The sequence below is a fragment of the Kitasatospora sp. NPDC001225 genome, assembly GCF_053597855.1.
This window is the reverse complement of record NZ_JBSFJC010000046.1, coordinates 13365-36710: the sequence shown is the minus strand read 5'-3', so window position 1 is coordinate 36710 and position 23346 is coordinate 13365. Positions and strand designations below refer to the sequence as shown.

Annotated in this window: 18 protein-coding genes and 1 pseudogene; 14 read left to right on the top strand and 5 right to left on the bottom strand. The window is 69.5% G+C overall.

Annotated features, from left to right (window positions below; all coding sequences use genetic code 11):
• Positions 1–30 precede the first annotated feature (30 nt).
• Positions 31–1953 carry a regulator gene (locus ACWDCZ_RS18165; RefSeq protein ID WP_449816376.1) on the bottom strand — a complete coding sequence of 641 codons (1923 nt, stop codon included), beginning with the start codon at positions 1951–1953 and terminating at the stop codon, positions 31–33.
• A 368-nt stretch (positions 1954–2321) separates the two neighbouring features.
• Here ACWDCZ_RS18165 and ACWDCZ_RS18160 point away from each other — a divergent pair, with 368 nt between their 5' ends.
• The 6 genes from ACWDCZ_RS18160 to ACWDCZ_RS18135 all read left to right on the top strand — a co-directional run bounded on the left by ACWDCZ_RS18160 (position 2322) and on the right by ACWDCZ_RS18135 (position 10063).
• On the top strand, positions 2322–3083 hold the full coding sequence (locus tag ACWDCZ_RS18160; RefSeq protein ID WP_049659106.1) for a 3-hydroxybutyrate dehydrogenase: 762 nt from the start codon (positions 2322–2324) through the stop codon (positions 3081–3083).
• Between the two features lie 153 nt (positions 3084–3236).
• Positions 3237–4616: an MFS transporter gene (locus ACWDCZ_RS18155; RefSeq protein WP_449816375.1), complete on the top strand. Its 1380-nt coding sequence runs from the start codon at positions 3237–3239 to the stop codon at positions 4614–4616.
• A 67-nt stretch (positions 4617–4683) separates the two neighbouring features.
• Positions 4684–6624, top strand: a complete 1941-nt coding sequence (locus tag ACWDCZ_RS18150; protein ID WP_449816374.1) for a helix-turn-helix domain-containing protein — start codon at positions 4684–4686, stop codon at positions 6622–6624.
• Between the two features lie 169 nt (positions 6625–6793).
• Positions 6794–7564 (top strand): lipoyl(octanoyl) transferase LipB, encoded by a 771-nt coding sequence (lipB, locus tag ACWDCZ_RS18145; RefSeq protein ID WP_049656811.1) that lies wholly within the window; start codon positions 6794–6796, stop codon positions 7562–7564.
• Between the two features lie 238 nt (positions 7565–7802).
• Entirely contained in the window at positions 7803–8756 is a 954-nt protein-coding gene (gene lipA, locus ACWDCZ_RS18140; protein ID WP_049656812.1) for a lipoyl synthase, read from the top strand.
• Positions 8757–9373: 617 nt separating this feature from the next.
• Positions 9374–10063 carry a DUF4191 domain-containing protein gene (locus tag ACWDCZ_RS18135; RefSeq protein WP_049656816.1) on the top strand — a complete coding sequence of 230 codons (690 nt, stop codon included), beginning with the start codon at positions 9374–9376 and terminating at the stop codon, positions 10061–10063.
• 101 nt (positions 10064–10164) lie between these two features.
• Here the strand turns inward: ACWDCZ_RS18135 and ACWDCZ_RS18130 are convergent, their stop codons facing one another.
• Positions 10165–10632: an RDD family protein gene (locus tag ACWDCZ_RS18130; protein ID WP_074000874.1), complete on the bottom strand. Its 468-nt coding sequence runs from the start codon at positions 10630–10632 to the stop codon at positions 10165–10167.
• 275 nt (positions 10633–10907) lie between these two features.
• Here ACWDCZ_RS18130 and glnA point away from each other — a divergent pair, with 275 nt between their 5' ends.
• The 6 genes and pseudogenes from glnA to ACWDCZ_RS18100 all read left to right on the top strand — a co-directional run.
• Positions 10908–12320 (top strand): type I glutamate--ammonia ligase, encoded by a 1413-nt coding sequence (gene glnA / locus ACWDCZ_RS18125; RefSeq protein ID WP_049656821.1) that lies wholly within the window; start codon positions 10908–10910, stop codon positions 12318–12320.
• 603 nt (positions 12321–12923) lie between these two features.
• On the top strand, positions 12924–13166 hold the full coding sequence (locus ACWDCZ_RS18120) for a hypothetical protein (protein WP_449816373.1): 243 nt from the start codon (positions 12924–12926) through the stop codon (positions 13164–13166).
• Between the two features lie 606 nt (positions 13167–13772).
• Positions 13773–14084 carry a transposase gene (locus ACWDCZ_RS18115; protein ID WP_375877717.1) on the top strand — a complete coding sequence of 104 codons (312 nt, stop codon included), beginning with the start codon at positions 13773–13775 and terminating at the stop codon, positions 14082–14084.
• Positions 14015–15001, top strand: a complete 987-nt coding sequence (locus ACWDCZ_RS18110) for an IS3 family transposase (RefSeq protein ID WP_375877716.1) — start codon at positions 14015–14017, stop codon at positions 14999–15001. Before ACWDCZ_RS18115 ends, ACWDCZ_RS18110 begins: the two co-directional genes overlap by 70 nt.
• A 474-nt stretch (positions 15002–15475) precedes the next feature.
• Positions 15476–16708, top strand: coding sequence for a hypothetical protein (locus ACWDCZ_RS18105; protein ID WP_449816372.1), 1233 nt, complete (start codon positions 15476–15478; stop codon positions 16706–16708).
• A 171-nt stretch (positions 16709–16879) separates the two neighbouring features.
• Positions 16880–17041: pseudogene (locus tag ACWDCZ_RS18100) on the top strand (flavoprotein); the annotation flags it as partial.
• Between the two features lie 949 nt (positions 17042–17990).
• Here the strand turns inward: ACWDCZ_RS18100 and ACWDCZ_RS18095 are convergent.
• The gene (locus ACWDCZ_RS18095; RefSeq protein WP_449816371.1) at positions 17991–19823 is read right to left on the bottom strand and encodes an ATP-dependent nuclease; all 1833 of its coding nucleotides are present in this window, start codon (positions 19821–19823) and stop codon (positions 17991–17993) included.
• 43 nt (positions 19824–19866) lie between these two features.
• The gene (locus ACWDCZ_RS18090) at positions 19867–20082 is read right to left on the bottom strand and encodes a KTSC domain-containing protein (protein WP_449816370.1); all 216 of its coding nucleotides are present in this window, start codon (positions 20080–20082) and stop codon (positions 19867–19869) included.
• 959 nt (positions 20083–21041) lie between these two features.
• On the opposite strand from ACWDCZ_RS18090, the gene ACWDCZ_RS18085 reads away from it, so the two are divergent.
• On the top strand, positions 21042–21299 hold the full coding sequence (locus ACWDCZ_RS18085) for a hypothetical protein (RefSeq protein ID WP_380342770.1): 258 nt from the start codon (positions 21042–21044) through the stop codon (positions 21297–21299).
• Positions 21296–22042 carry a hypothetical protein gene (locus ACWDCZ_RS18080; RefSeq protein WP_449816369.1) on the top strand — a complete coding sequence of 249 codons (747 nt, stop codon included), beginning with the start codon at positions 21296–21298 and terminating at the stop codon, positions 22040–22042. Before ACWDCZ_RS18085 ends, ACWDCZ_RS18080 begins: the two co-directional genes overlap by 4 nt.
• Positions 22043–22117: 75 nt before the next feature.
• Here ACWDCZ_RS18080 and ACWDCZ_RS18075 read toward each other — a convergent pair whose 3' ends face one another.
• On the bottom strand, positions 22118–22828 hold the full coding sequence (locus ACWDCZ_RS18075) for a hypothetical protein (RefSeq protein ID WP_449816368.1): 711 nt from the start codon (positions 22826–22828) through the stop codon (positions 22118–22120).
• Between the last annotated feature and the right edge of the window lie 518 nt (positions 22829–23346).

Here is a 23346-nt window from a genome sequence, read left to right as displayed (position 1 = left end):
CGCACTCCGCCGGTCAGTTCACCTCCGCGCTCAGATCACTCCCGCCTGCCGGGCCGTCTCCTCGAAGGCGCGGGCCACCGGGCTGCCGCGGTAGGGGGTGAGGCGGCGGTGGAAGTCCCGGACGTACTCCAGCGAGCGGGCCGAGCGCATCTCCCCCGCCGCCCGCAGCGCGTCGGTGGCCATGGTGCACGCCTCGTCGAGGTCCCCCATGCCGAGCCGGGCGGTGGCCAGCACCAGGCGGCAGAAGATCCGGCTGCGGGCGTAGGCGGGCGAGCGCAGCCGCAGCGACTTCTCGGCGTGCTGCGCGGCCGTCCGCCACTGCTGGAGGTCGCGGTAGCAGTGGGCGAACTCGTCGGAGAGCTGGGCCTCGTCGAAGTACCGCGCCCAGGAGGGCAGTTCGTCGCCCGTCCGGGCCGCCGCCAGGGCGCGCTCGGCGCGCACCAGGGCGGTGGTGCAGGACCGGACGTCGCCCAGCAGGCCGTGCCCGCGCGCCTCGGCGGCGTGCATCAGCGACTGGACGACCGGCGGCACGGCGGTGCCCACGCCCTGCTGGGCGACCCTGGCGAGCTGGACCGCCTCCCGGCCGTGGCCGAGGTGGACGGCCTGCTGGCTCATCGTCACCAGCACGTAGCCGCCGAGCGCGCGGTCCCCGGCGGCCTGGGAGAGGCGCAGCGCCTGGACGAAGTAGCGCTGGGCGAGGCCGTGCGCGGCGATGTCGAAGGACGTCCAGCCGGCCAGCCTGGTGAGGTCGGCGACGGCGCCGAACAGCGCCCGGCCGATCTGCTCGCCGTAGCGGCCGCGCAGCATCGGCTCGGCCTCGCTCTCCAGGTAGCGGACCAGCGCCTGGCGGGCGTGGCCGCCGCCGTAGGCGTGGTCGAGCGCGCGGAAGAGGTCGCCGACGGCCCGGATGGCGGCGATGTCGCCGCGGCCGACCCGCAGGGTGGGGCGGGACTCGCGGGCCGGGTCGGTGTACGGCGGCTCGACGGCGACCGGCGGCCGGCGGCTCTGGATCGGCACCCGGCCGATGGTGGGGGCGGTGCCGGTCGTCCCGGCGGTGCTGCGCGCGGTGGGGGCCCCGGGGACGCCGGGGGCCGGGCCGCGCAACGGGCTCCCGGGGGACGCGCCGGGCGCACCCGGCGCCGGGGCGCCGGTGATGGCCGCGGAGGTGGCGCTGCCGGAGGGTGGACCGGTGGCGGTGTCCGGCCGGGCCAGGGTGGAGCCGTCCCGGGCGACCCGCTCGTCGGTGCGGCCGATCAGCCAGTCCCGGCTGGGGACGACCAGGCCGGCCGGGGTGAAGGCGATCCGGCGCAGCTCGGACTGGGGGCCGTTGTCCTTGCGCCACATGCTCGCCACGATGTCCACCGCCTCCTGCGGCGTCTCGGCGAACTCCAGGCCCGCGTAGACCGGGGCGCAGGCGTCCAGGCCGAGGTCCTGGGCGGTGAGGCGGCGGCCGAGCCGGCGGGTGAAGACCTCGGCGATCAGCGCCGGGGTGGCCCCGCGCGGCTGCTGGCCGCGCAGCCAGCGGGTGACCGAGGTCTTGTCGTAGCGCAGGTCGAGGCCGTGCTCCAGGCCGAGCTGGTCGACCCGGCGGGCCAGGCCCGCGTGCGAGAAGCCGGCCTCCTCGATCAGCGCCGCGAGCTGGCCGTTCTGCGGGGCCGGGCCGGAGTGGCCGGCGCCGCGGGCCGGGGCGGGCGCGACGGGGTTCTCGTGCCGGTCGGGTGTGGCCTGCACCGGCAGCCGCAGGTCGTCGGCGTCCGGGGCGTCGGCGGTCAACGTGTCGGTGGTCGACGCGTCGGCGGTCATGGCGTCGGCCGTCAGCGTGTCGGCGGTCATGGCGTCGGCGGTCAGTGCGTCGGGGGCGTCCGGAAGGGTCCGGCCGACCGGACCTCGGTGCTGGCCGAGCGGGTCGAGCGGTCCGTACGCCGGGCTGTCGGTTGCAGGCCGTTGGGGCATGTCTGTCAACACCTCTCGGACGTCGCACCGGGCCTCACCAGCACTTCGGCGGCCTGGGGCGGCGCCCCCTGTCGGGAATCGGCGTGAATGTAGCGAGCATTCGGGCGCTATGGGTGGATCTGACCGAGCAATCCACCGAACGGGTGAAGCAACCGCGCCCATTGTGGGGAAGCGGAGCCGGGAGGGGTTTGGTCTTCCGTAGCCGAACCGTCGGTGGTTCCGGGGGCCTCCCCGAGGGCCTCTCCGAGGGTCGATCCGCCGTTCGGGCCGCGGGTCGCCGTCATGGCGGACGACGCCACAACCTGGCGGGATGCTGTGGCGGTCCGCCACATGGGAGCGGGGCCGCCGGATTCCTACCGTTCTGGGCCATGGACACCTCTACTGCCCGCCCGCTCGCCGGGCGCACGGCCATGGTCACCGGGGCCGCCTCGGGCATCGGCCGGGCCTGCGCCGAGGCCTTCGCCGGGGCCGGCGCCCGGGTCTACGTCGTCGACCTCGCGGCCGGCCCGGCCGAGGAGCTCGCCGAGCGGATCGGCGGCCGCGCGATCGTCACCGACCTCGCCGACCCCGGGGCCGTGGACGCCCTCCCGGACGACGCCGACATCGTCGTCAACAACGCGGGCCTCCAGCACGTCGCCCCCGTGCACGAGTTCCCGCCCGACCGCTTCACCCTCATCCAGCGCGTCATGGTCGAGGCCCCCTTCCGCATCCTGCGCCGCACCCTGCCGCACATGTACGAGCAGGGGTGGGGCCGGGTCGTCAACATCTCCTCCGTCCACGGCCTGCGCGCCAGCGCGTTCAAGTCCGCGTACGTCACCGCGAAGCACGCGCTGGAGGGCCTGAGCAAGACCGTCGCCCTGGAGGGCGCGCCGTACGGCGTCACCAGCAACTGCGTCAACCCGGGCTACGTCCGGACGCCCCTGGTGGAGAAGCAGATCGCCGCCCAGGCACTCGCCCACGGCATCCCCGAGGACGAGGTGGTCGAGCGGATCATGCTCGACCGCACCGCCGTGAAGCGCCTCATCGAACCCGACGAGGTCGCCCAGCTCGCCCTCTGGCTCTGCTCCCCCGCCTCCTCGTACATCACCGGCGCCAGCCTCCCCGTCGACGGCGGCTGGACGGCGCACTGAGCGGCGGGCGCTCCGTGGTCCGGCCATCCCTCTCATAGGGAGAGCGGGCACATTCGACCCCGGGACTGTGTGGGCCGCCCACATAGTCCCGGGGTCGGCCGCTTCCTACCTTGTGGCGACATCGTCTCCCCCCTGGTTCTGGAAGTGGTGGCCATGAGCACCTCCGCACGAGGTACGGCGGCGAGCAGTTCACTCCCGAGAGTGGTGGCTGCGAGCCTGATCGGCACGACGATCGAGTGGTACGACTACTTCCTGTACGGAACGGCGGCGGCCCTGGTGTTCGGGAAGCTGTTCTTCCCGCACAGCGATCCGCTGACCGGGACGCTGCTCTCCTTCCTGACCTACGCGATCGGCTTCGCGGCGCGGCCGCTCGGGGCGCTGGTGTTCGGGCACTTCGGGGACCGGGTGGGCCGGAAGAAGCTGCTGGTGGTGAGCCTGCTGCTGATGGGCGGGTCGACCACGGCGATCGGGCTGCTGCCGACCTACGACTCGATCGGGGTCGCTGCGCCGGTGCTGCTGACGGTGCTGCGGCTGGTGCAGGGCTTCGCGCTCGGCGGCGAGTGGGGCGGCGCGGTGCTGCTGGTGTCGGAACACGGGGACCAGCGGCGACGGGGCTTCTGGGCGTCCTGGCCGCAGGGCGGGGCGCCGGCCGGGAACCTGCTGGCGGCCGGCGTGCTGTCGCTGATGACGGCGGTGCAGTCGGACGCGGCGTTCCTGGCCTGGGGCTGGCGGGTGCCGTTCCTGCTGTCGGCGGTGCTGGTCGCGGTCGGGATGTGGATCCGGCTCGCGGTGGACGAGTCGCCGCTGTTCAAGCAGGCGCTGGCGGCGCAGCAGTCCCGGAGGGCTCCCGAACGGCCGCCGCTGGTCGAGGTGTTGCGGAACCACTGGCGGGAGGTGCTGGTGGCCATGGGCGCGCGGATGGCGGAGAACATCTCCTATTACGTGATGACGACGTTCGTGCTCGTGTACGCCGTCAACCACGCCCACTTCTCCAAGCAGACCGCGCTGAACGCCGTGCTGGTCGCCTCCGCGATCCAGTTCGCGCTGATCCCGCTGTTCGGCGCGCTGTCCGACCGGGTCGGGCGCAGGCCGGTCTACCTGGTGGGCGCGGTCGGGGTGGGCGCCTGGGCCTTCGTCTTCTTCGGCCTGGTCGACACGAGGTCCTTCGGCTCGCTGCTCGCCGCCGTGACCGTCGGACTGGTCTTCCACAGCGCCATGTACGCGCCCCAGGCCGCCTTCTTCTCCGAGCTGTTCGCGACCCGGATGCGGTACTCGGGCGCCTCGATCGGGGCCCAGTTCTCCTCCGTGGCGGCCGGCGCCCCGGCGCCGCTGATCGCCACCGCGCTGCTCAAGGACTACGGCAGCGCCACCCCCATCGCGGTGTACGTCGCCATCGCGGCGGCGGTCACCGTCCTGGCGGTGCTCTGCGGCCGGGAGACCAGGGGCCTGGACCTCGCGGAGGTCGAGGGGCAGGCCGGCCAGGACGGCCCGGAGCCGGACGCCGCCGCGGCCGGAAGGCCCGCCGTCGTCTGAGGGCCGAGCCGGTACGATCGCGCTTTCTCGGAACCGACGGAACCGACGCCGATTGGCAGCACGCACCATGAACCACCCTCAGGAAAGCGCCGCGCCCGCGCTGCGGCGACTGCTCGACCTGCTCGCCTCCGGCGCCGCCACCGAGGACTTCGCCGACGTGCTGGCCGACGCCCGCCGCCGCGGGGCGCCGGCCGCCGTCCTCGCCGAGATCGACGACGCCACCTGGCAGGCCCTGCGGGTCCACCGCACCCTGCGTCAACACCGGCGCCGCGAAACCGAGTTGACCGCCCTGTTCGACACCGCCGGGGACCTCGCCGCCTCCCGGGACCTGGACACCGTGCTCCAGGCGATCGTCCGCCGGGCCCGGATGCTGCTCGGCACCGACACCGCCTACCTGACCCTGCCGGACGAGGCCGCCGGGGACACCTACATGCGGGTCACCGACGGCTCGGTCTCCGTCCTGTTCCAGACCCTGCGGCTCAGCCTCGGCCACGGCCTGGGCGGGCTGGTCGCCCAGACCGCCCGCCCGTACGCCACCCCCGACTACCGCACCGACGAGCGCTTCCACCACACCGGCACGATCGACGCGGGCGTGCTGGACGAGGGCTTGGTGGCGATCATCGGGGTGCCGCTGCTGCTCGGCGGGCAGGTCATCGGCGTCCTGTTCGCCGCCGACCGCTCGCCGCGCGCCTTCTCCCCCGACGAGGTCGCGCTGCTCTGCTCGCTGGCCGCGCACGCCGCGATCGCCCTGGACACCGCCAAGTCGCTGGCCGACACCCGGGCCGCGCTCGCCGAGCTGAACGCCGCCAACGAGCTGGTCCGGGCCCACTCCGCCGCTGTCCAGCGCGCCGAGCAGGCCCACGACCGGCTCACCGACCTGGTGCTGCGCGGCGCCGAGGTGCCGGACGTCGCCGCCGCCGTCGCCGCCCTGCTGGGCGGGGAGATAGCGGTCCTGGACGCCGAGGGCGAGCCGCTGGCCGGACGCTCCGCCCCCGCCGCCGAACTCGCCGAGGCGGTCGCCGCCTCCCGCGCCGAGGGCCGGTCCGTACGGCACCGCGAGCAGTGGGTCTGCGCGGTGCTGGCCGGGCACGACGCGCTCGGCACCATGGTGCTGCGCGGCCGCCCCGACCTCGACGACGCCGACCGGCGGCTGTTCGAGCGGGCCAGCGTGGTCACCGCCCTGCTCCTGCTGCTGCGCCGCTCCGTCGCCGAGACCGAGAACCGGATCCGCGGCGACCTGCTCACCGACCTGCTGACCGCCCCCGAGCGCGACCCGGCCGGGCTCACCGCCCGCGGCCGCCGGCTCGGCGTCGACCTCGCCCGGCCGCACCTGGTGCTGGTCGCGGAGCCGGCCGACGGGAAGACCGACGAGCGCGGACGGCTGGCCGGGGCGGCCCGGCGCTACCTGTTCGGCTCCCGGGGCGTCAGCGCCGAGCACGCCGAGACGGTGGTGCTGCTGACGCCCGTCGAGAGCGGCAGCGGCGGCAGTGGCAGCGGCGGCGCGGTCGGCGCCGGCGATCCCGAGGAGACCGCCCGGCAGGCCGCCGAACGGCTGGCCCGGCTGGCCGGGTTCCCGGTCACCGTCGGCGCGGGCCGCCCGGCCGCCGGGCCGTCCGCGCTGGCCGCCTCCTACGGCGAGGGCCTGCGCTGCCTCCGGGCCCTGCGGGTGCTCGGCCGGGCCGGGGAGGGCGCCTCCGCCCGGGCGCTCGGCTTCCTCGGCGTGCTGCTCGGCGACGGCCACGACGTGGACGGCTTCGTCGGCGCGACGCTCGGCCCGCTGCTGGCCTACGACGCCCGGCGCGGCACCGAGCTGGTCCGCACCCTGCGCGCCTACTTCGACTGCGGCGGCAGCCTGACCAGGGCCAAGGACGAGCTGCACGTCCACGTGAACACCGTGGTCCAGCGGCTGGACCGGGTCGAGGCGCTGCTCGGGCGGGACTGGAACCAGCCGGAGCGGTCGCTGGAGCTCCAGCTCGCGCTGCGGCTCCAGCTGCTCGCGGGGGGCTGAGCGGGGCGGGGCGGCTGAGCAGGGCTGCTGGGCGGGGCAGGGCTCGGGTCGGGCCGCTGCCCGCAGGCGGCTGAAGGGGTTCGGACGGGCTGGGCGTACAGTGGCGAGGTTGGTCTCGAACGCCTGGCAAGGAGCGGCAGCGGTGAGCGAGAACGTGCGTTTTGTTCGCATGGGCATAGGTGAGCGGACCGTGCCCTACCAGGAGGCCTGGGAGGAGCAGCAGCGGCTGCACGCGCTGCGGGTCGCGGACGAGATCCCCGACACCGTCCTGCTCCTGGAGCACCAGTCGGTGTACACCATGGGCAAGCGCACCAACCCCGCCGACCTGCCGCTGGACGGCACCCCGGTGGTCGAGGTCAACCGCGGCGGGGAGATCACCTGGCACGGCCCCGGCCAGCTGGTCGGCTACCCGATCGTCAAGCTGCCCGACCCGATCGACGTCATCGCCTACGTCCGCCGGCTGGAGGAGGCGCTGATCCGCACCGCCGGCGAGTTCGGCATCGACTCCACCCGGGTCGAGGGCCGCAGCGGGGTCTGGGTGCTGGGCGAGTCCATCCCGGACGCCGTGGTGGACCCGGCGCAGGTCGTGGACATCGGCAAGCTGACCCTGCGGATGGGCCTGCCGCTGGGCATCGACCCGCGCCTGGCCGGCCCCGAGTACGCGCCCTCCAACGCCGGCCAGCGCGGGGACGACCGCAAGCTCGCCGCGATCGGCGTGCGGGTCGCCCGCGGGGTCACGATGCACGGCTTCGCGCTCAACTGCGACCCGGACATGACCTGGTTCGACAAGATCGTGCCGTGCGGCATCCGGGACGCGGGCGTCGCCTCGCTCACCGGCGAGCTGCGGCGCGGACTGTCCGCCGCCGAGGCGGCACCGGTGGTCGAGCGGCACCTGGCGGCCGTCCTCGCCGAGCTGCCGGAGCCGGCGCTCAGCCGCTGAGCCCCGCCGCCCGGCTCCGGCGCACCGCCGGACACCTGCCCTGATGTGTCCTGACGGCCGTCCGCCCCGGCAGCCGTCCGCCCCGCTGTCCTGACGGCCGTCGGAAATCCCGGCGGCCGCTGGGAATCTACCGACCGGTAGCCATGTTGCCCTGCGATTGCAGGGCAACAGGCCCGACGAAGGCCGTACAACCACAGGCGTACCCTGGGGGTACCCCGTCTAGTTCTAGGAGTCGCACGTGTCCGCTGTCGCGCCCGACGGCAGGAAGCTGCTCCGCCTGGAGGTCCGCAACAGCGAGACCCCCATCGAGCGGAAGCCCGAGTGGATCAAGACCCGCGCGAAGATGGGCCCGGAGTACAACGCCCTCCAGTCGCTGGTGAAGAAGGAGGGGCTGCACACGGTCTGCCAGGAGGCCGGCTGCCCCAACATCTTCGAGTGCTGGGAGGACCGCGAGGCGACCTTCCTCATCGGCGGTGACCAGTGCACCCGCCGCTGCGACTTCTGTCAGATCGACACCGGCAAGCCCGCCGAGTTCGACCGCGACGAGCCGCGCCGGGTCGCCGAGTCCATCGTCACCATGGACCTCAACTACGCCACCATCACCGGCGTCGCCCGCGACGACCTGGAGGACGGCGGCGCCTGGCTGTACGCCGAGACCGTGCGCCAGGTGCACGCGATGACCGCCGACCGCGCGGCCGGCCGCACCGGCGTCGAGCTGCTCATCCCCGACTTCAACGCGGTGCCCGAGCAGCTGGCCGAGGTCTTCTCCTCCCGCCCCGAGGTGCTCGCGCACAACGTCGAGACGGTGCCGCGGATCTTCAAGCGGATCCGCCCGGCCTTCCGCTACGAGCGCTCGCTGGACGTCATCACCCAGGCCCGCGCGGCCGGGCTGGTGACCAAGTCCAACCTGATCCTCGGCATGGGCGAGACCCGCGAGGAGGTCAGCCAGGCGCTGGCCGACCTGGTCGGCGCCGGCTGCGAGCTGATCACCATCACCCAGTACCTGCGCCCCTCGCTGCGCCACCACCCGGTGGAGCGCTGGGTGAAGCCGCAGGAGTTCGTCGAGCTCCAGCAGGAGGCCGAGGAGCTGGGCTTCGCGGGCGTCATGTCGGGCCCGCTGGTGCGGTCCTCGTACCGGGCCGGTCGGCTGTACCGGCAGGCGCTGGAGCGGCGCGAGCAGGCCGCGGTCTGACGGTCTCCTGACCGGTACGGTCTGATCGGGCCGGTCGGACCGTTCGGTCCGGCCGTGCTGTTCGAGCCAGGGAAAGGGCGGAGCTTCGGCTCCGCCCTTTCGGTTTCACCACGCTTTGACGGCCTGGTCACGGGCTGGTAACACGGGGTGGGGACGCTGGACGCCTGGTGAGCGTTCGATTCTTCTCGGCCACCTCGGCCGGCTCGGCCACCACGGCCGTCTCACCCGGCTCGGCCGGCTCGGCCCCCATCAGCCCGGAGAGGAGCTGTTCGGCATGCGGATGCGGATCCGATCGGTCGGAGTGGCACTGCGGTACGCCGAGAGCGTCCTGCTGGCCCCCGGCCAACAGCACGCGCGCCGCAACGCGTGGGCGGCGGTGTGCGAGAACCGCCGGTACGCGGCGGACCGCCGGCACGACGACGCGGAGGCGGCCCGGACCACGCCGCAGCCCCTCTCCACGCCCCCGGGCCGTCCCGCGCCACGGACCCGTTCCACGCCACGGAAGTGAGCCCCCGGCGTCGCTGTGCGCGACGGTGCACCGGCGCACGGGTCACGGTTGGGGCGAACGGGTACCCGGGCTTGGATATCCCGTACCCGTGCCACGTACCATGAGCGTTATGGCGAGGGAAACATCCGAGAACCCCGGACGGCTGAAGCAGATCCGTCTGGCGTACACCATGACCAAGAAGGTCGACACCAAGATCGGCCTGATCATCGCCGGCGTCGGCCTGCTGACCTTCGGCGTGTTCCTCGCCATCGGCTTCGCGATCGAGCATCCCGTCTACCTGGGCATCCTGGGCTTCATCGTGGCCGTGCTGGCCATGGCGATCGTCTTCGGGCGCCGGGCCGAGCGCGCCGCGTTCGGGCAGATGGAGGGGCAGCCGGGCGCCGTCGCGGCGGTGCTGAACAACATCCGGCGCGGCTGGAGCTCCAACAGCACCCCGGTCGCGGTCACCCGTAGCCAGGACGCGGTCTACCGCGCCGTGGGCCGGGCCGGCATCGCGCTGATCGGCGAGGGCAACCCGAACCGGGTCCGCCAGCTGCTGGCCTCCGAGAAGAAGAAGATGGCCCGCGTGGTCGGCGACGTGCCGGTGCACGACATCGTGGTGGGCAACGGCGAGGGCGAGATCCCGCTGAAGAAGCTCCAGATCCACCTGATGCGCCTGCCCCGCGCCATCACCGCCGCCCAGGTCACCGAGACCAACGACCGCCTGCGCGCGCTGGGCGACCTGCTCTCCAAGGCGCCGATCCCCAAGGGTCCGATGCCGAAGGGCGCCCGGATGCCCAAGGGCGGCCAGGCCCGCTGACCCTCCCCCGCCCCTCACGACACGAGAACGGCCCCGCTGAATCCTCAGCGGGGCCGTTTCGGCGTCGTCCGGCATCTGCTGCCGGGCTTGTCCGGACCGTGCTAGATGCGGACCTCGACGGTGCCGACCGCCTTGTCGTGCAGGCCGCGGGTGTCGCGGTCCCAGACCAGCGGCGGCACCACCAGGCAGAGCAGCAGGGTGCGCAGCAGGACCTGCGGGATGGTCGCGCGGCGGCCGTCCAGCCGGACCACCCGGAGGCCGAACAGCCGCTTGCCGACCGTCGTGCCGGTGGTGGACAGCATCAGGGCCGCGACGAGGAAGTACAGCGGGCTGGTCCACAGGTTGGCCTCGGCCTGGTCGCCGCGGGCGATCAGCCCGTACGAGATCAGGGCGACGAGCCAGCCGTCCACGAACAGCGCGCCGATCCGGCGGCCGGGGCCGGCAATCGAGCCGGGGCCCTCCTTGGGCAGCCCGAGGCGCTCGCCGCGGTGGCCGAAGTCGGCGCCCATCTTCTCGGCGGCCGCCCGGGGGCCGTCGATCCACGATCCCAACGCTTCTCTGGTGTCCACGAATCCACACTAACCGGGCTGACGGGTCGCACCGCCACCGGCTCCCCTCCGGCCGGGGCATCACCCCCGACCGGGTGAATCGTCATCCCGGCGCCCTTCCAAGTGGTCCAGACCACTTGCGGAAGGGTGCGCAGCTGGGCGGGGTGATTTGTACCGTCCCGTACATCTTTGCCGCCCGCGAGGCGACCGTGGTTAACATCTAGGAAACGAGCGGGTCACCGGCTGGAAACGACCCATTCCTATGGTGAGCCCAATTCGCACGCCGAGGAGGATGGATGTTCAACAACGCCGCCGAAGTGAAGCAGTACATCCAGGACAACGACGTGAAGTTCGTCGACGTCCGGTTCTGCGACCTGCCGGGCGTCTTGCAGCACTTCTCCGTACCTGCGGCGACCTTCGACCCGTCCGAGATCCTGATGTTCGACGGCTCGTCGATCCGCGGCTTCCAGGCCATCCACGAGTCCGACATGGCCCTGGTGCCGGACCTCGCCACCGCCCGCCTCGACCCCTTCCGGGCCGAGAAGCACCTCAACATCAACTTCTTCATCCAGGACCCGGTCACCGGCGAGGCCTACAGCCGCGACCCGCGCAACGTCGCCAGGAAGGCCGAGGCCTACCTGGCCTCCTCCGGCATCGCCGACACCGCGTACTTCGGGCCCGAGGCCGAGTTCTACGTCTTCGACTCGGTCCGCTTCGAGACCAGCGCCAACGCGTCCTTCTACCACATCGACTCGGAGGCCGGCGCCTGGAACAGCGGCGCCGCCGAGGGCGACGTGCGCGGCTACAAGGTCAAGTACAAGGGCGGCTACTTCCCCGTCCCGCCGGTCGACCACTTCGCCGACCTGCGCGCCGAGATGTCGCTGGAGCTCGCCAAGGCCGGACTGGAGGTCGAGCGCCAGCACCACGAGGTCGGCACCGCCGGCCAGGCCGAGATCAACTACAAGTTCAACACCCTGCTGCACGCCGCCGACGACCTGATGCTGTTCAAGTACATCATCAAGAACGTCGCCTGGCGGAACGGCAAGACCGCCACCTTCATGCCGAAGCCGATCTTCGGCGACAACGGCTCCGGCATGCACGTCCACCAGTCCCTGTGGACCGAGGGCTCGCCGCTCTTCTACGACGAGCAGGGCTACGCCGGACTCTCCGACACCGCCCGCTACTACATCGGCGGCCTGCTGCGGCACGCCCCCTCGCTGCTGGCCTTCACCAACCCCTCGGTGAACTCCTACCACCGCCTGGTGCCGGGCTTCGAAGCGCCGGTCAACCTGGTCTACTCGCAGCGCAACCGCTCCGCCGCGATCCGCATCCCGATCACCGGCTCCAACGCCAAGGCCAAGCGCATCGAGTTCCGCGCCCCGGACCCGGCCTCCAACCCCTACCTGGCCTTCGCCGCCATGCTGATGGCCGGCCTCGACGGCATCCGCAACAAGATCGAGCCGCTGGAGCCCGTCGACAAGGACCTCTACGAGCTGGCCCCCGAGGAGCACGCCAACGTCCCCCAGGTCCCCTCCTCCCTCCCCGCCGTCCTGGAGGCCCTGGAAGCCGACCACGAGTACCTCCTCGCCGGCAACGTCTTCACCCCGGACCTCATCGAGACCTGGATCGACTACAAGCGCACCAACGAGATCGCCCCGATCGCCCTCCGCCCCCACCCCCACGAGTTCGAGCTCTACTACGACCTGTAGGACCCCCTCTGACCTGCGGAAATACAGTTTGATCTCTCATCGTTTCCGCAGGTCAGGCAAGGCCCTGACCTGCGGAAACGCGCAGCGGGGGGTCGGCTGCAGTACCTCTGGGGCTCGCGATGTGAAATGAGTGTGAAATGAGCAGGGGTAGATCGAACTCGCGATGACGCCTTCTTGCCCCTGCCAGCATTGGGCAGTACGCCATCTCGCTACTCTCAGTAGCCATAGCTCGCGGCTCCCGACCCGGCAGGTTCGATCTCTTACCGGCACTGCGCCCATCAGGCGAGGTGTCACCTGTGCCCGCCAAGCAGCGGAGCCTGCCGTCATCGGGCCGCGCCGGTTCAGCGGGCGGCTGATCGGTATTCCGGCCGGCGCGGAGGTCAGCAGCACCGTCGAGAGCCCCGCAGTGGTCGCCTGAGTGAACCGCCCAGGCGGTGCTCGGCGCCCGCACCCGCGACTCGGCGGCGCACACCACCGCGGACCGTATGCCGCCTACCCTCCACCACCGCTCGCCAAAGCGAGGCGAGTTCGACGATCAGATCGGCCAGGTGCCGACGCGAGACGCCGGTCAGCAACCGATGGCCGAGGACAGCGCGATCCACCATGATCATCACTGCCCGGTTGCCCCTGTGGCAGCGGCTGGAGCACACCGACATTCTCGAGAAGTACGTCGGCCGCGACGGTCAACGCCCGGAGGGCGGGCTGGTGATCGTGGGAACGCAGGTGGTGGAGCAGTCCCTCGACCTGGACCTCGACCTGGTCATCAGCGATCTCGCGCCGATCAGCCTTCTCCTCCAGCGGGCGGGCCGGGGCTGGCGGCACGATCGGGAAAGGCGGCCCGGCTAGGCGACGGGGCCGAGAATGGTCGCCCTCACCCCGGCCGGTGACCTACCGCCGCGCCGCTGGGGAAGCGTGTACGACGGCTCGCTGCTGCGCCTGACCGCCGAGGCACCCACCGGACTCTCCGCACCGGTGGCAGCGCCGGAACAGGTCCAGATCCTGATCGAGGCCGTATACAGCAGGGCTGGTCAGGCACCGGGACGGATGCCGATGTCGCGGCACGACTGGCGAAGGAGCAGGGCCTGGCCGCAGTGGCTGATATGGCGGCGATCCCTCCGCCATCCCGGATCACCGGTGACCTGCACCCATTGACATCACCACTCGATCCGGACCTGGCAGTCACCCGGCTCGGCGCGGAGTCCCAACGCATCCTGCCGGTGTGGCCGACGGCGGACGGAGGGTTCGAGTTCGTCACCCAGGCCAGCCGAGCGGTGCTGCCAGAGCGGCCGACGACCGAGGACATCCGCCAGGTGATCCTCTCCACGGTTCAGGTCCGCCGCGATTGGCTCGTCCCGGGCAATGCCGAGCCACTACCCGCAGATATGAGGTTCCCCCGAGGTGCGGAAGGTTGCCGGAGATGGCCTGATTGGCCATGAGAAGGGAGCCCCCGTCATGGCTGCACCGATGAAGTACCCGCCCGAGTTGCGGCAGCGGGCTGTTGCCGCATACCGGGCGGCCGATCCGAAGCCCGTGATCCGTCAGATGGCCCGCGAGCTCGGGGTTCACCATGAGGCCCTGCGGAACTGGATCCGCCAGGACGAGGCGGATCGGGGTGAGCGCGACGACCGGCTGACCACTGTCGAGAAGGAGGAGTTGGCGGCTCTGCGCAAGGAGAACGCCGAGCTCCGGCGCTCGTGCGAGATCCTCAAGGCCGCCTCGGCTTTTTTCGCCCAGGAGCTCGACCCGACCCGGCGACGGTACTGAAGCTCATCGACGAGCACCAGGACCGCTTCGGGGCCGAGCCCGTCCTCCGGGAACTGCACATCCCCGCCTCCACCTACTACCGCTGGCGCCGCGACGTCCACGAGCCCTGCGAGCGCAAGCGCCACGACGCGGAGCTGACCGAGCACATCCGCCGCATCCACGCCGACTCCGACGAGACCTACGGCTCCCCACGCGTCCATGCCGTCCTGCGGCGCGAGGGCACCCACGTCGGCCGCAAGCGGGTCGAGCGTCTGATGCGCCAGGCCGGAATCCAGGGCGTCAGCCCGCGCCGGCCCCGCTCCTTCACCCGCCGCGACCCGGCGGCGGACCCCGCTCCGGACCTGGTCCAGCGCGACTTCACCGCCGCCGCACCGAACCGGCTGTGGGTCGCCGACATCTCGCTGATCCCCACCGGCGAGGGCCCGTGGTGGCTTGCCACGATCCGCGACGCCTTCTCCCGTCGCATCGTCGGCTGGCACACCTCCGAGCGCGCGGACGCCGACCTGGTCCTCACCGCCCTGGAGTACGCGCTGCACGGCCGGCCCATCGAGCCGGGGAAGCTGATTCATCACAGCGACCACGGGTGTCAGTACACGTCCATCAAGCTCACAACTCGCCTGCTGAAGGCGGGAATCGAGCCGAGCATGGGAAGCGTGGGCGACTCGTTCGACAACGCCCTGGCAGAGAACTTCTGGAGCGTCCTGAAGACCGAGTGCGTGCGCCGCACGACCTTCACCACCCGCACCGACGCCGACCTCGCGCTGTTCGCCTACATCGACGGCTGGTACAACACCCGCCGCATCCAGAAGCACCTGAGCTGGCTCAGCCCCGACGAGTACGAAGCCAAGCACTACGCCGACCAGGCGACGGCCGAACCAGTGGCCGTCGAACCACCCACACCCGCCCTGACCAGGTAATCACCACCTCCCGCGCAGCGGGGGAAGCTCAATACGGCGCCACCCGCGAACTGGGTAAGCAGTCCAGGTCTGGCGGACATCGCCCTGATCCCACACCACCCCGCCACAGACTCCTGGCGGGCTCCCGACGGACGCACGATCCACCTCGACCCCGTGCAGGGCATCGTCCGTTCCTGACCACCTCCGCGCACAACCCCGAAAGGCCGCGCTGGCTCAGCGAATTCGCGGGCCTCGCTGCGTTTCGGTGAGTCACGCTAACAGGGGCGGATGAGCAGGAGACGCCGGGCAGTGAAGCCAAGGATCTTCGAGCTGTCCGGCGCATCGTCATGAGCAGACGAACCCGACGGCACTCTTGGCCGCGACGGGGCCTCCAGCGCGTACCCACGCGCTGGAGGCCGTGCCCTGCGGACCGCGGCAGTGGGAGCTGTCGGTGCCGGCAGCTACGCTCGCACCGGTGTGTCTGCGTCGGGAGGAATGGAGCTCCAGGTGGAAGACGGGCAAGTACCGGAGACTGAACACACTGCCATGGGTCGGGCGATAGCCAGACTGGTCGACGCCTATGGGACGGAGGTCGCGATGATGTGGCGCAGAAGGACTGGCGTGGTCTGCCATGACAAGCACCTGATACCCGCCATGGGCAAACCGCACAGCGGGCGCTGGAACACCGAGAGCGACGCCGTGCTGTGGTACCTGTTGCGCTTGTACGTCACCGGCAACCTGGTCTTCAGCCATATCCGGGTCGGGGCCACAGCGCTCAAGGACAAGGAACGGCGGCGCAATCAGGAAACTCTGACCCATGCGAATTTGCAGGGGATTAGCATCGCCGTCGACCAAGAGCAGAGCGGTGCGCCTTGTGACGGTTGGGTCCGCTTCGAGGCTGCCTGGGGGTGCGAACGCCTCACGTTCGAGGTCACGGAGCGCGGCACCACTGTTTTCGCTACGGACGAGATCGTTTTCCCTGCGCACGCCGAGGGGACGCGAGGGATTCCCCTGGAGATCGGCAACTCCGATGTCACCCGCACGCTGGCCCACCTGCGCCAGTACGGGGCGCTGGTGCGATGGCCCTACGGCAGCGACCACATGATCGTTCTGGCGCTGAACGGTGACGCGAAGACGGTGGGCTTGGACAAGTTCTTCGCGAAGGACATGAGGGACAACCGCCAGTCCACGCCGTCGATGGTCTCGCGCGTCACAGGCGCCATGCACGAGGCGCTGTACGCCTCGCAGGTCTGCGACGCCCTCTATGACCTTTCCGCCGAGGAGGCCGCCGAGCGGGTGTTCGAACTGCGGGTCGCCATGCTCATGGCCGCCAGGCTCGTTCGGGCGGTTCCCCTTGCCATGTTCGTCCACGTGGACCCCCGGCCGACCGACGCTGCCGCACCGCACCCGCGAGTGGTCAGCGAGGAGGACGGCGTCACCAAGATCGCCAGCCGCGGGGTCACTGTCTACGCGAAGGCAGCCGGACCGGACCAGGACTGCGCGGATCCGTTCGCACTGAAGCCCGCATTCCCTCCCGGCCCCTACAGCCAGCTCTTGACACGGCTCATAGCCTCCTCACCGAGCCCACTGATCGCCGTACCGCCGACTACAGTCCACTCCCATCGGAAGACGGCCCTGGGAGACTTCACCATCGAGGACCTTGGCACGCTGTCCGAGGCCGTGGAGGAACTGCAGCGCCAGGGTCTGGAGCCGAGCTGGGAGTCGTAGTGAGGTAGATGTGGCGGCACCCAGGTCGACCGCAGTGCCACGTGGGTGGCCTGGTCCAGCGGGGCGGCCATCGCCGCCCTGCTCGCCTGGATCGCGCCCAGCTTCCGAACGGTCCTTCTGCCCCTGAGCGCGGTGGAGGCGGTCGCGACCATCGTGATCCTGCTGGCGTGGCGCAGCTCCACCCGGCGATGCGCCGGCGACCATGAGGCCGCCGCCCGCGTCGAACTGACCCTCCCCGAGACCGGCGTCCGCAGCGGAGCCGGTCTCTTCGACGAGCCCACCGCCGCCCAGAGCAACGGTGGCGACTGCTGCTCCGTCCCGGCCGACCCGTAGCTGATCACCCTCGGCTCACCCGCCTCGGAGTCCTCTTGCTCTACCACAGGCGGAGGGTGCTAACCAGCCCCTGATCGCCACTCAGGCCAGCGGGACCGTGACCGGAACGGGGGACCGGTCACGGGCGTTCTCCGCCGACTCAGGGACATTCCGCTCGGCCAGATGGATGATGGACTTCACCGTGTAGGCAAAAGCTGGCAGCCTCGCGCCGTGAAGAGTTGGGAGTACTGCCCTCGATGGCCCATGACGCCGCGTACCACCGGCCCCCGGAGCTGATGCGATCTCGCTACTTTCAGTAGTCATCACTCAGGACTCCCGACTCAACGGGTTCGATCTCTTACCGGCACTGCGCCCCCTCCGGCGAGACGTCACCAGTGCTCGCCAAGCAACGGAGCCTGCCGTCATCGGGTCGCGCCAGTCCAGTTGGCAGCTGATCGGGATAGCGGCCAGCCCGGGGGTCACCAGCGCCGTCGAGAAACCTGCGGTGGTCGCCCGGGTGAACCGCCCCCGCTGACGGCGATCAGTACGCCAATGCGCGCCTGGGCGGCGACCGTACCTACAGGATGTGGCCCAGCATCTGCCCAGGCCGCCCAGTCCGAGGGCCCAGGTCGCCAGCGCGGTCAGTAGCGAAGCCATTCGGACTGCATAAATCCGCTTGTCGGTGGCGTGTGGGACTCTTTGAACATGACGCTCCGGGGTAACTACTCCCAGCGAAGGTGCTCCAATACACACGGACGGTGTCTCATGGGCGGCGCACGGGTGATACGCACGAACAGAGTCCTACCACCCGACCCGAACGGCTGTCGGTGGTGCGGCGACGCCCAAGGCCACCACGGCACTCAGTGGGTGGCCTCGGTCGGTCAGCACACTTGGGCGGAGCCAACGCCCGAGCAGCGGCTTCGCCGCATGCAGGCGCGGCGGGCGGCCCGGCAGGCCACGTCCGCGGCAGTCACCACAGATGCGGCCCCGCGTTCCGGGCACGCATGACCAGATCGTCGAAGAGCTTGGTGAGGTCCTCGGGAATGCGCTCCTTGGGCAGGTGCGCGGCGATCCCGACCATCAAGTCCTCCTTGGACTGAGGCCCCTCCAGGGAACCGGTCTTGAACATGTCCAACAGCGCGGAACTGAACTTCTTGCCCGACCGCAGCCCGGCTAGGTCGTCGGGCTCCCACGGCCCCAAGCCGTCGGTTCGCGGCCACAGGGCGTTGGCGGTGTCAGCCCAGTCCGCATTCTGGAACAGGTCCTCCAGTTCGTTGGGCGCGCCCAGGTAGAAGCAGTGCTTGTGGGGAGTGAAGCCGTACTCCTTGAGCTTGTCGTCGCGAAAGACCTGCTTCTGGTTCGTACGGCTGTCCTTGTCGACCACGAATGCCACGTCCCGCCGGTGGTCGGCCAGGAACTTCGCGAAGCGCAGCGCACCCTCGTTGCTGCCGCCGGCCATCAGGCACACGCCCGCGGACTGGATGGGTACGCCGGTGTACTTGCGAAACAGGATCGGGAACGCGGACGTCTCCGATACGCCCTCCACGGCAACAAAGAACCGCTCGTGCAGCAGGACGCTATTGCGGAACCCAAGCGTCGTCGCAATAGTCGACAGGTGGCGGCGCACGTCCGCGTCGGCGCCGCCTTCATCGAGGACCTCCACGCAGACCTGTCCCTGATGGGTGCGCAGGTGCACCACGGAGGAGATGTCGACCCCGTCGATCAGGTTGAGTGAGTGGGTGGCCACGATCACCCGGGCGTTTGGCTGTGCCGACTGCTCTTGGATGAGCGACATGATCCGCCGCTGGCGGGTGTAGTCCAGATGGGTGTCCGGCTCGTCGTAGACAAACACGACGTCGCTCGTGGTGCCGTCGTCGTTCTGGGTCAGCTCATTGCTGCTCTCCCAGAGAGCCAGGGAGATGCGGCGGGAACGGCCCGTTCCGGCCGAGGACAACGGGATGCGATGTCCGCCCGCGTCCACAATGGTCAGTTCCACGCCAGTCAGGGCAGGCTTGACCTGCACCTTCGGGTCTAGCTCGACCGACGGCAGTTCGCAGCGGTCCGCGATGTGCTTGCGGATACGGTCGATGTCCACAGTAAGCGAGTTCGCGAGGTACTCCTCAAGCTCCTCGACCCGCTTGGCGGCGTCATCGGCTCGGCTGTATTCCCGCAGGCGGGACCCCAGCAAAGTATGGATCACCGTCTCAGGCGCCTGGACCGCATCGCCGCGGAAGTACACGAGCGACGGCAGCGCGGCTTCAATGGAAGAGTCCGCCGCTACCCACTCGTCGACCTGCGGCATGGTGTCAGCAAGCTGCCGCAGCGGCTTCTCCCAGCTGTCGCGCGCGGTGGCCGGGCCGACCGGGAGTACACCGTAGGAGTTCGCGATCGTCTTCAAAGCAGGGAGCTTGAGTGATGCGAGGTCCTGCAGCGCCGCCTCCTCGCAGACGCGGCGCCGCACCTCCAGGAACGAACCCGCCTCCGGCCGGTAGCGGCGCCGGATCGGCACTTGCTCGGGCAGGCCCAGGTCTTCCTGCTCGTGAGGACGCAGTGCGAAGGAGCCCTCGACCACCGCCTGTGCCACGCGCGCCTGCGCGTCGGCATCCTCGGCTTCACCCTCACCGAGGTAGGTCAGGTCACGCTCGCTGAGTGCCGTGCCCTTCAACAAGAACGCGAGGGCGTCCAACAGCGCCGTCTTCCCGCCCTCGTTCTGGCCGGTCAGTACGGTCTGCCGCAAGACCGGCACTTGCTTGATCTCCGCGAGGCAGCGGAAACCCTCGACCGACACATCAGAAATCTGCACGCACGCCTCGACTTGGCCAGGAACGAGTGGACTCAGAGCCGGGTCAGCCCGCAAGCTTGCGGGTCGGGTACCGTCCCTTGATATACCGGGCCACGAACCCGCCCTTGCTCGCGGCGGCCATCAGTGCGGTGTGCACCTGCGCGGGCACGCATGTGTACTCGTAAAGGGATCCGCTGTGGAAGGCGATCTGCAAGGTGCTGGAGCAGTCGTCGTAGCCGACGGACAGGACATTAGTGGACTGGACCGGCTGGTGCAGCACAACGCCTCCTGCGATTCATGCGCCGGAAGGTGCCCGGTTAGCCGTTGATGCTATCAGCAGTGCGCCAAGAGCCCGCCCGGAAAGGGAGGTTGGCGTCGGGCAGCGTGCCAACCATGGGAGGCCACTGCTGCCGGGCAACCGCGCGGTGAACCCTTGGCGTAGTGGCTGGAACCTCCTCCGCAGCGACGCCAACAGCATGGACCCGGGCGAGGTAGAGGTCCGGCGCGCCCACACCGTCGACCCAACTCGCCGAGGACCTTCCTGCCACCCACAAGGCCCTGCTCGGCATCGCTCTGGCCACGCTCCTGGCCGCCGCGCTTGACCTGCTCAACATCGGCCTCGCCACCGTCCGCGACCGGACCCCTGAGCTGACCATCCGTCGAGCCGCAAACGCCACCCGCTCGGTTCGCCGCCGTCCTGCTCGCCCCGTCATCCTCGGCCTGCTCACTGCGGTGCTTACCGTCTCCGGGACTTGCGCCGCCGTCACCCTCTCGTCCCGCTCCTAATCGATCCGGCCAGCGCCCTGCACCGTCGGCTTCCCGACCGGGGTCGCACTCGACGGCGTCGTTCCGGCCGTCCTCCCACCCGTGTCGACCTGGCCCAGGTACCCCGTGAGCGAGGAAGGCACCTGTCCGCGCAGTAGACACGGTGCACAGACATCCCAGCATCGCCTTTCAGACAGCGCTCAACGTTGCCCGGCCAGGACCGCACTACGGCCGATACTGTCGACAAACCTGGCACGCAAGACGGTCCAGGCCGGGTTGTGCAACCCATGCGAGGGCCATCCAGCTACTTCAAAGGAGAACCGTCCCATTTACGGAGAAGCAGTTATGGCAGTGAGTACGGGAGCCGCCAGTGGAGTTCTCTCCTACCTACTCCAAGGCCAGGTCGACGCATTGAGCACTCGGATCTCAGCCATCTTCCGTCGCAGTAGCAACCCCCAAGAGGAGACCTCCGCCTTGCAGATGCTGAATGAGCACGCGGAAGCGCTGAGCCGGCGCGAGATTACTGAGCGCGCCGTCACCGACAACTGGACCGAGCTGTTCGCAGCTTTTCTTGGTGCCCACACCGACGCCCGGGCCGATATTGAGGAACTCGCGACCGCAGCACCAAACAGGACGACTACCATCGGCTCTCAAAACAACTACAGTTCTGGGGTATTCATCGGCAACAATCACTATGGTGAAATCAATATCAGCACCCGGAACGACAGGTGACCACCGACGCCCCAGTGCCTCAAAAGTCGCAGTCGATTCAAAATAACTACGGCAACGGTGCATTTATCGGCGGCGACCAGCATGGCGACATCAATATTCACCATGAGATCGACCCGAAAACCAAGGCCACACTCGCAAAGCTGGGAAAGTCGGCACCTAGGCTTTCCCAGATGCTCGAAAATGCCCTGCGCGACGGAATAATCTCACCCGACACGGCCAGCCAGCTCTCCGTGGCCGCCCGAAGCATCAATGAAGACGTAGCCGACCGTCTCACATACGCCTCACATCGGATAAATGAGGACGTCGCCGGCCTTCTCACCCATGCAAGCCACAGCATCAACGAAGACGTGGCAAGCCAGATAGCCCAAGCCGCGGATCAGCTTTCCCGGCTCTCCACAAGAATCGACTTCGAATCGCTTGCCAATCTAGTCAGGCGTCTTGAGGAAATTCTCGGATCTCACAACAATGGCAGCCTCGACGGGCTCGCAGTCCGACTCGAAAGCAGCATTGAAAGCCTTGGCACTGCAGCAGATCAAATGAATCATCTAAAAGGCGGCAGCGTCCACACAGCAGAGCTCAAGCAAGTGACTACATCACTTGCGGAGATCGCGAAACGAGTTGAGGCAAGAGTAACTCCACCTCCCCCAATAGTCCTCCCCGACTGGGAAGGAAGATTTCGGTGGCTTGGCATTGGAATTTTCCTTGGGATTGCGATATCAATCATTTTCACAGCCTACTCGTAGAAGACCTCGTTCCTGCCGTTGGCCTAGTTCAGCCAAGTGGGAGCCGCAAGGTACCACCAGAGGCAGCGGGGTGGTTCACACCTTCGGTAGAGCTCGAATGTTCACCGCGGCCTCGGCGATGATTTCGGCGACCAGTACCAGAGCTGCGTCGCATTCTGCCCACACACCGTCGAGACTCCGCACGTTTCGGGCCTCACTCGTCCCGCTCGGGTTGACGTAGTCAAGATCGTGCACAATGGCGTTTCGCGCGATGAAGAAGTCGTCGAGAGCCTTGAGCTTCGCCGCTGGCATCTGAGCATTGGTCAGGCCGAGGGTGTCACAGAGGCGCGACTTCAAGTCGCTGCTGCCTTGAAAGCTCGCTTTGGCGCGTGCTGCGACGTACAGCCGGACCATCTCCTCGCGCGGGTTCAGGCTGAGGATCGCTTTGGACATAGAGCCTGATGGCCCATCAGCAAGATCCTGCTTCACATAGTCGTCGAACTTTCTCGCGGCGTTGGCATTGCCATTGATCAGCAGCGGGACGGTGTCCCTGAGCAGCCTCTTGGCGCAGGCGTCGATACCGCTGGAGGTGAAGACGATGGCGGCCCGCAGCAGATCCGCCTCATCCCTGCCAAGCCGACCACGGGGATCATCCTTCTGTTTGGCAACCCGAACAGCGGTGAGCCCGTCGAACACTCCCTGAACGGTGGCATGGGCACCCTTCAGGTACCGCCACGCCGGACTGATCGCTGTGCCTCGCGGCTTGGTAGGCAATGCAGTGAGTTCGATGAAGGTGTAGCCAGCCATGCCGCCCCCAGCCGTACAGAGTCCGCCGTGTTCTCGTCTTGGCGAGCCATCCTAGGACCAAGGGGTGGGCACCGTTCTTCCAGCGCACGCCGTGGCGCCGCTGCCGGGCGCCAGGAGACACAGCCCACCATCCACTCAACCTACCGACAGCGGGCGAGCCGCCCATCCAGCGTCCCGCCGGCCAACACCGCCAACTGGTCCGGGCCAGCGAGCTCGGTCAGCGCGTGCATCGCGGCGTCCATCAGGTCCGAGCTGACTATCGTCGTCGCCCTGGTCACCACCTCTGTCCTTCCAGTTCGCCCACCTCGCGGCCAGGGGTGGGTTCGCGCTTCGGTGGCACTCCGTAGTGACGCGCAACACCCAGCCGCGCGACCTCTCATCACCGCCCGACACCTCTCGACTCTTCTCATCCGTTGAGGCCGTCGCGTGTGCACTGGTTGTGAAATGATCTTCTATGTGGTCACTGTTTCCGCAGGTCAGGGGCATGTTCGATCAGAACTACGACCTGTAGGAGCCCC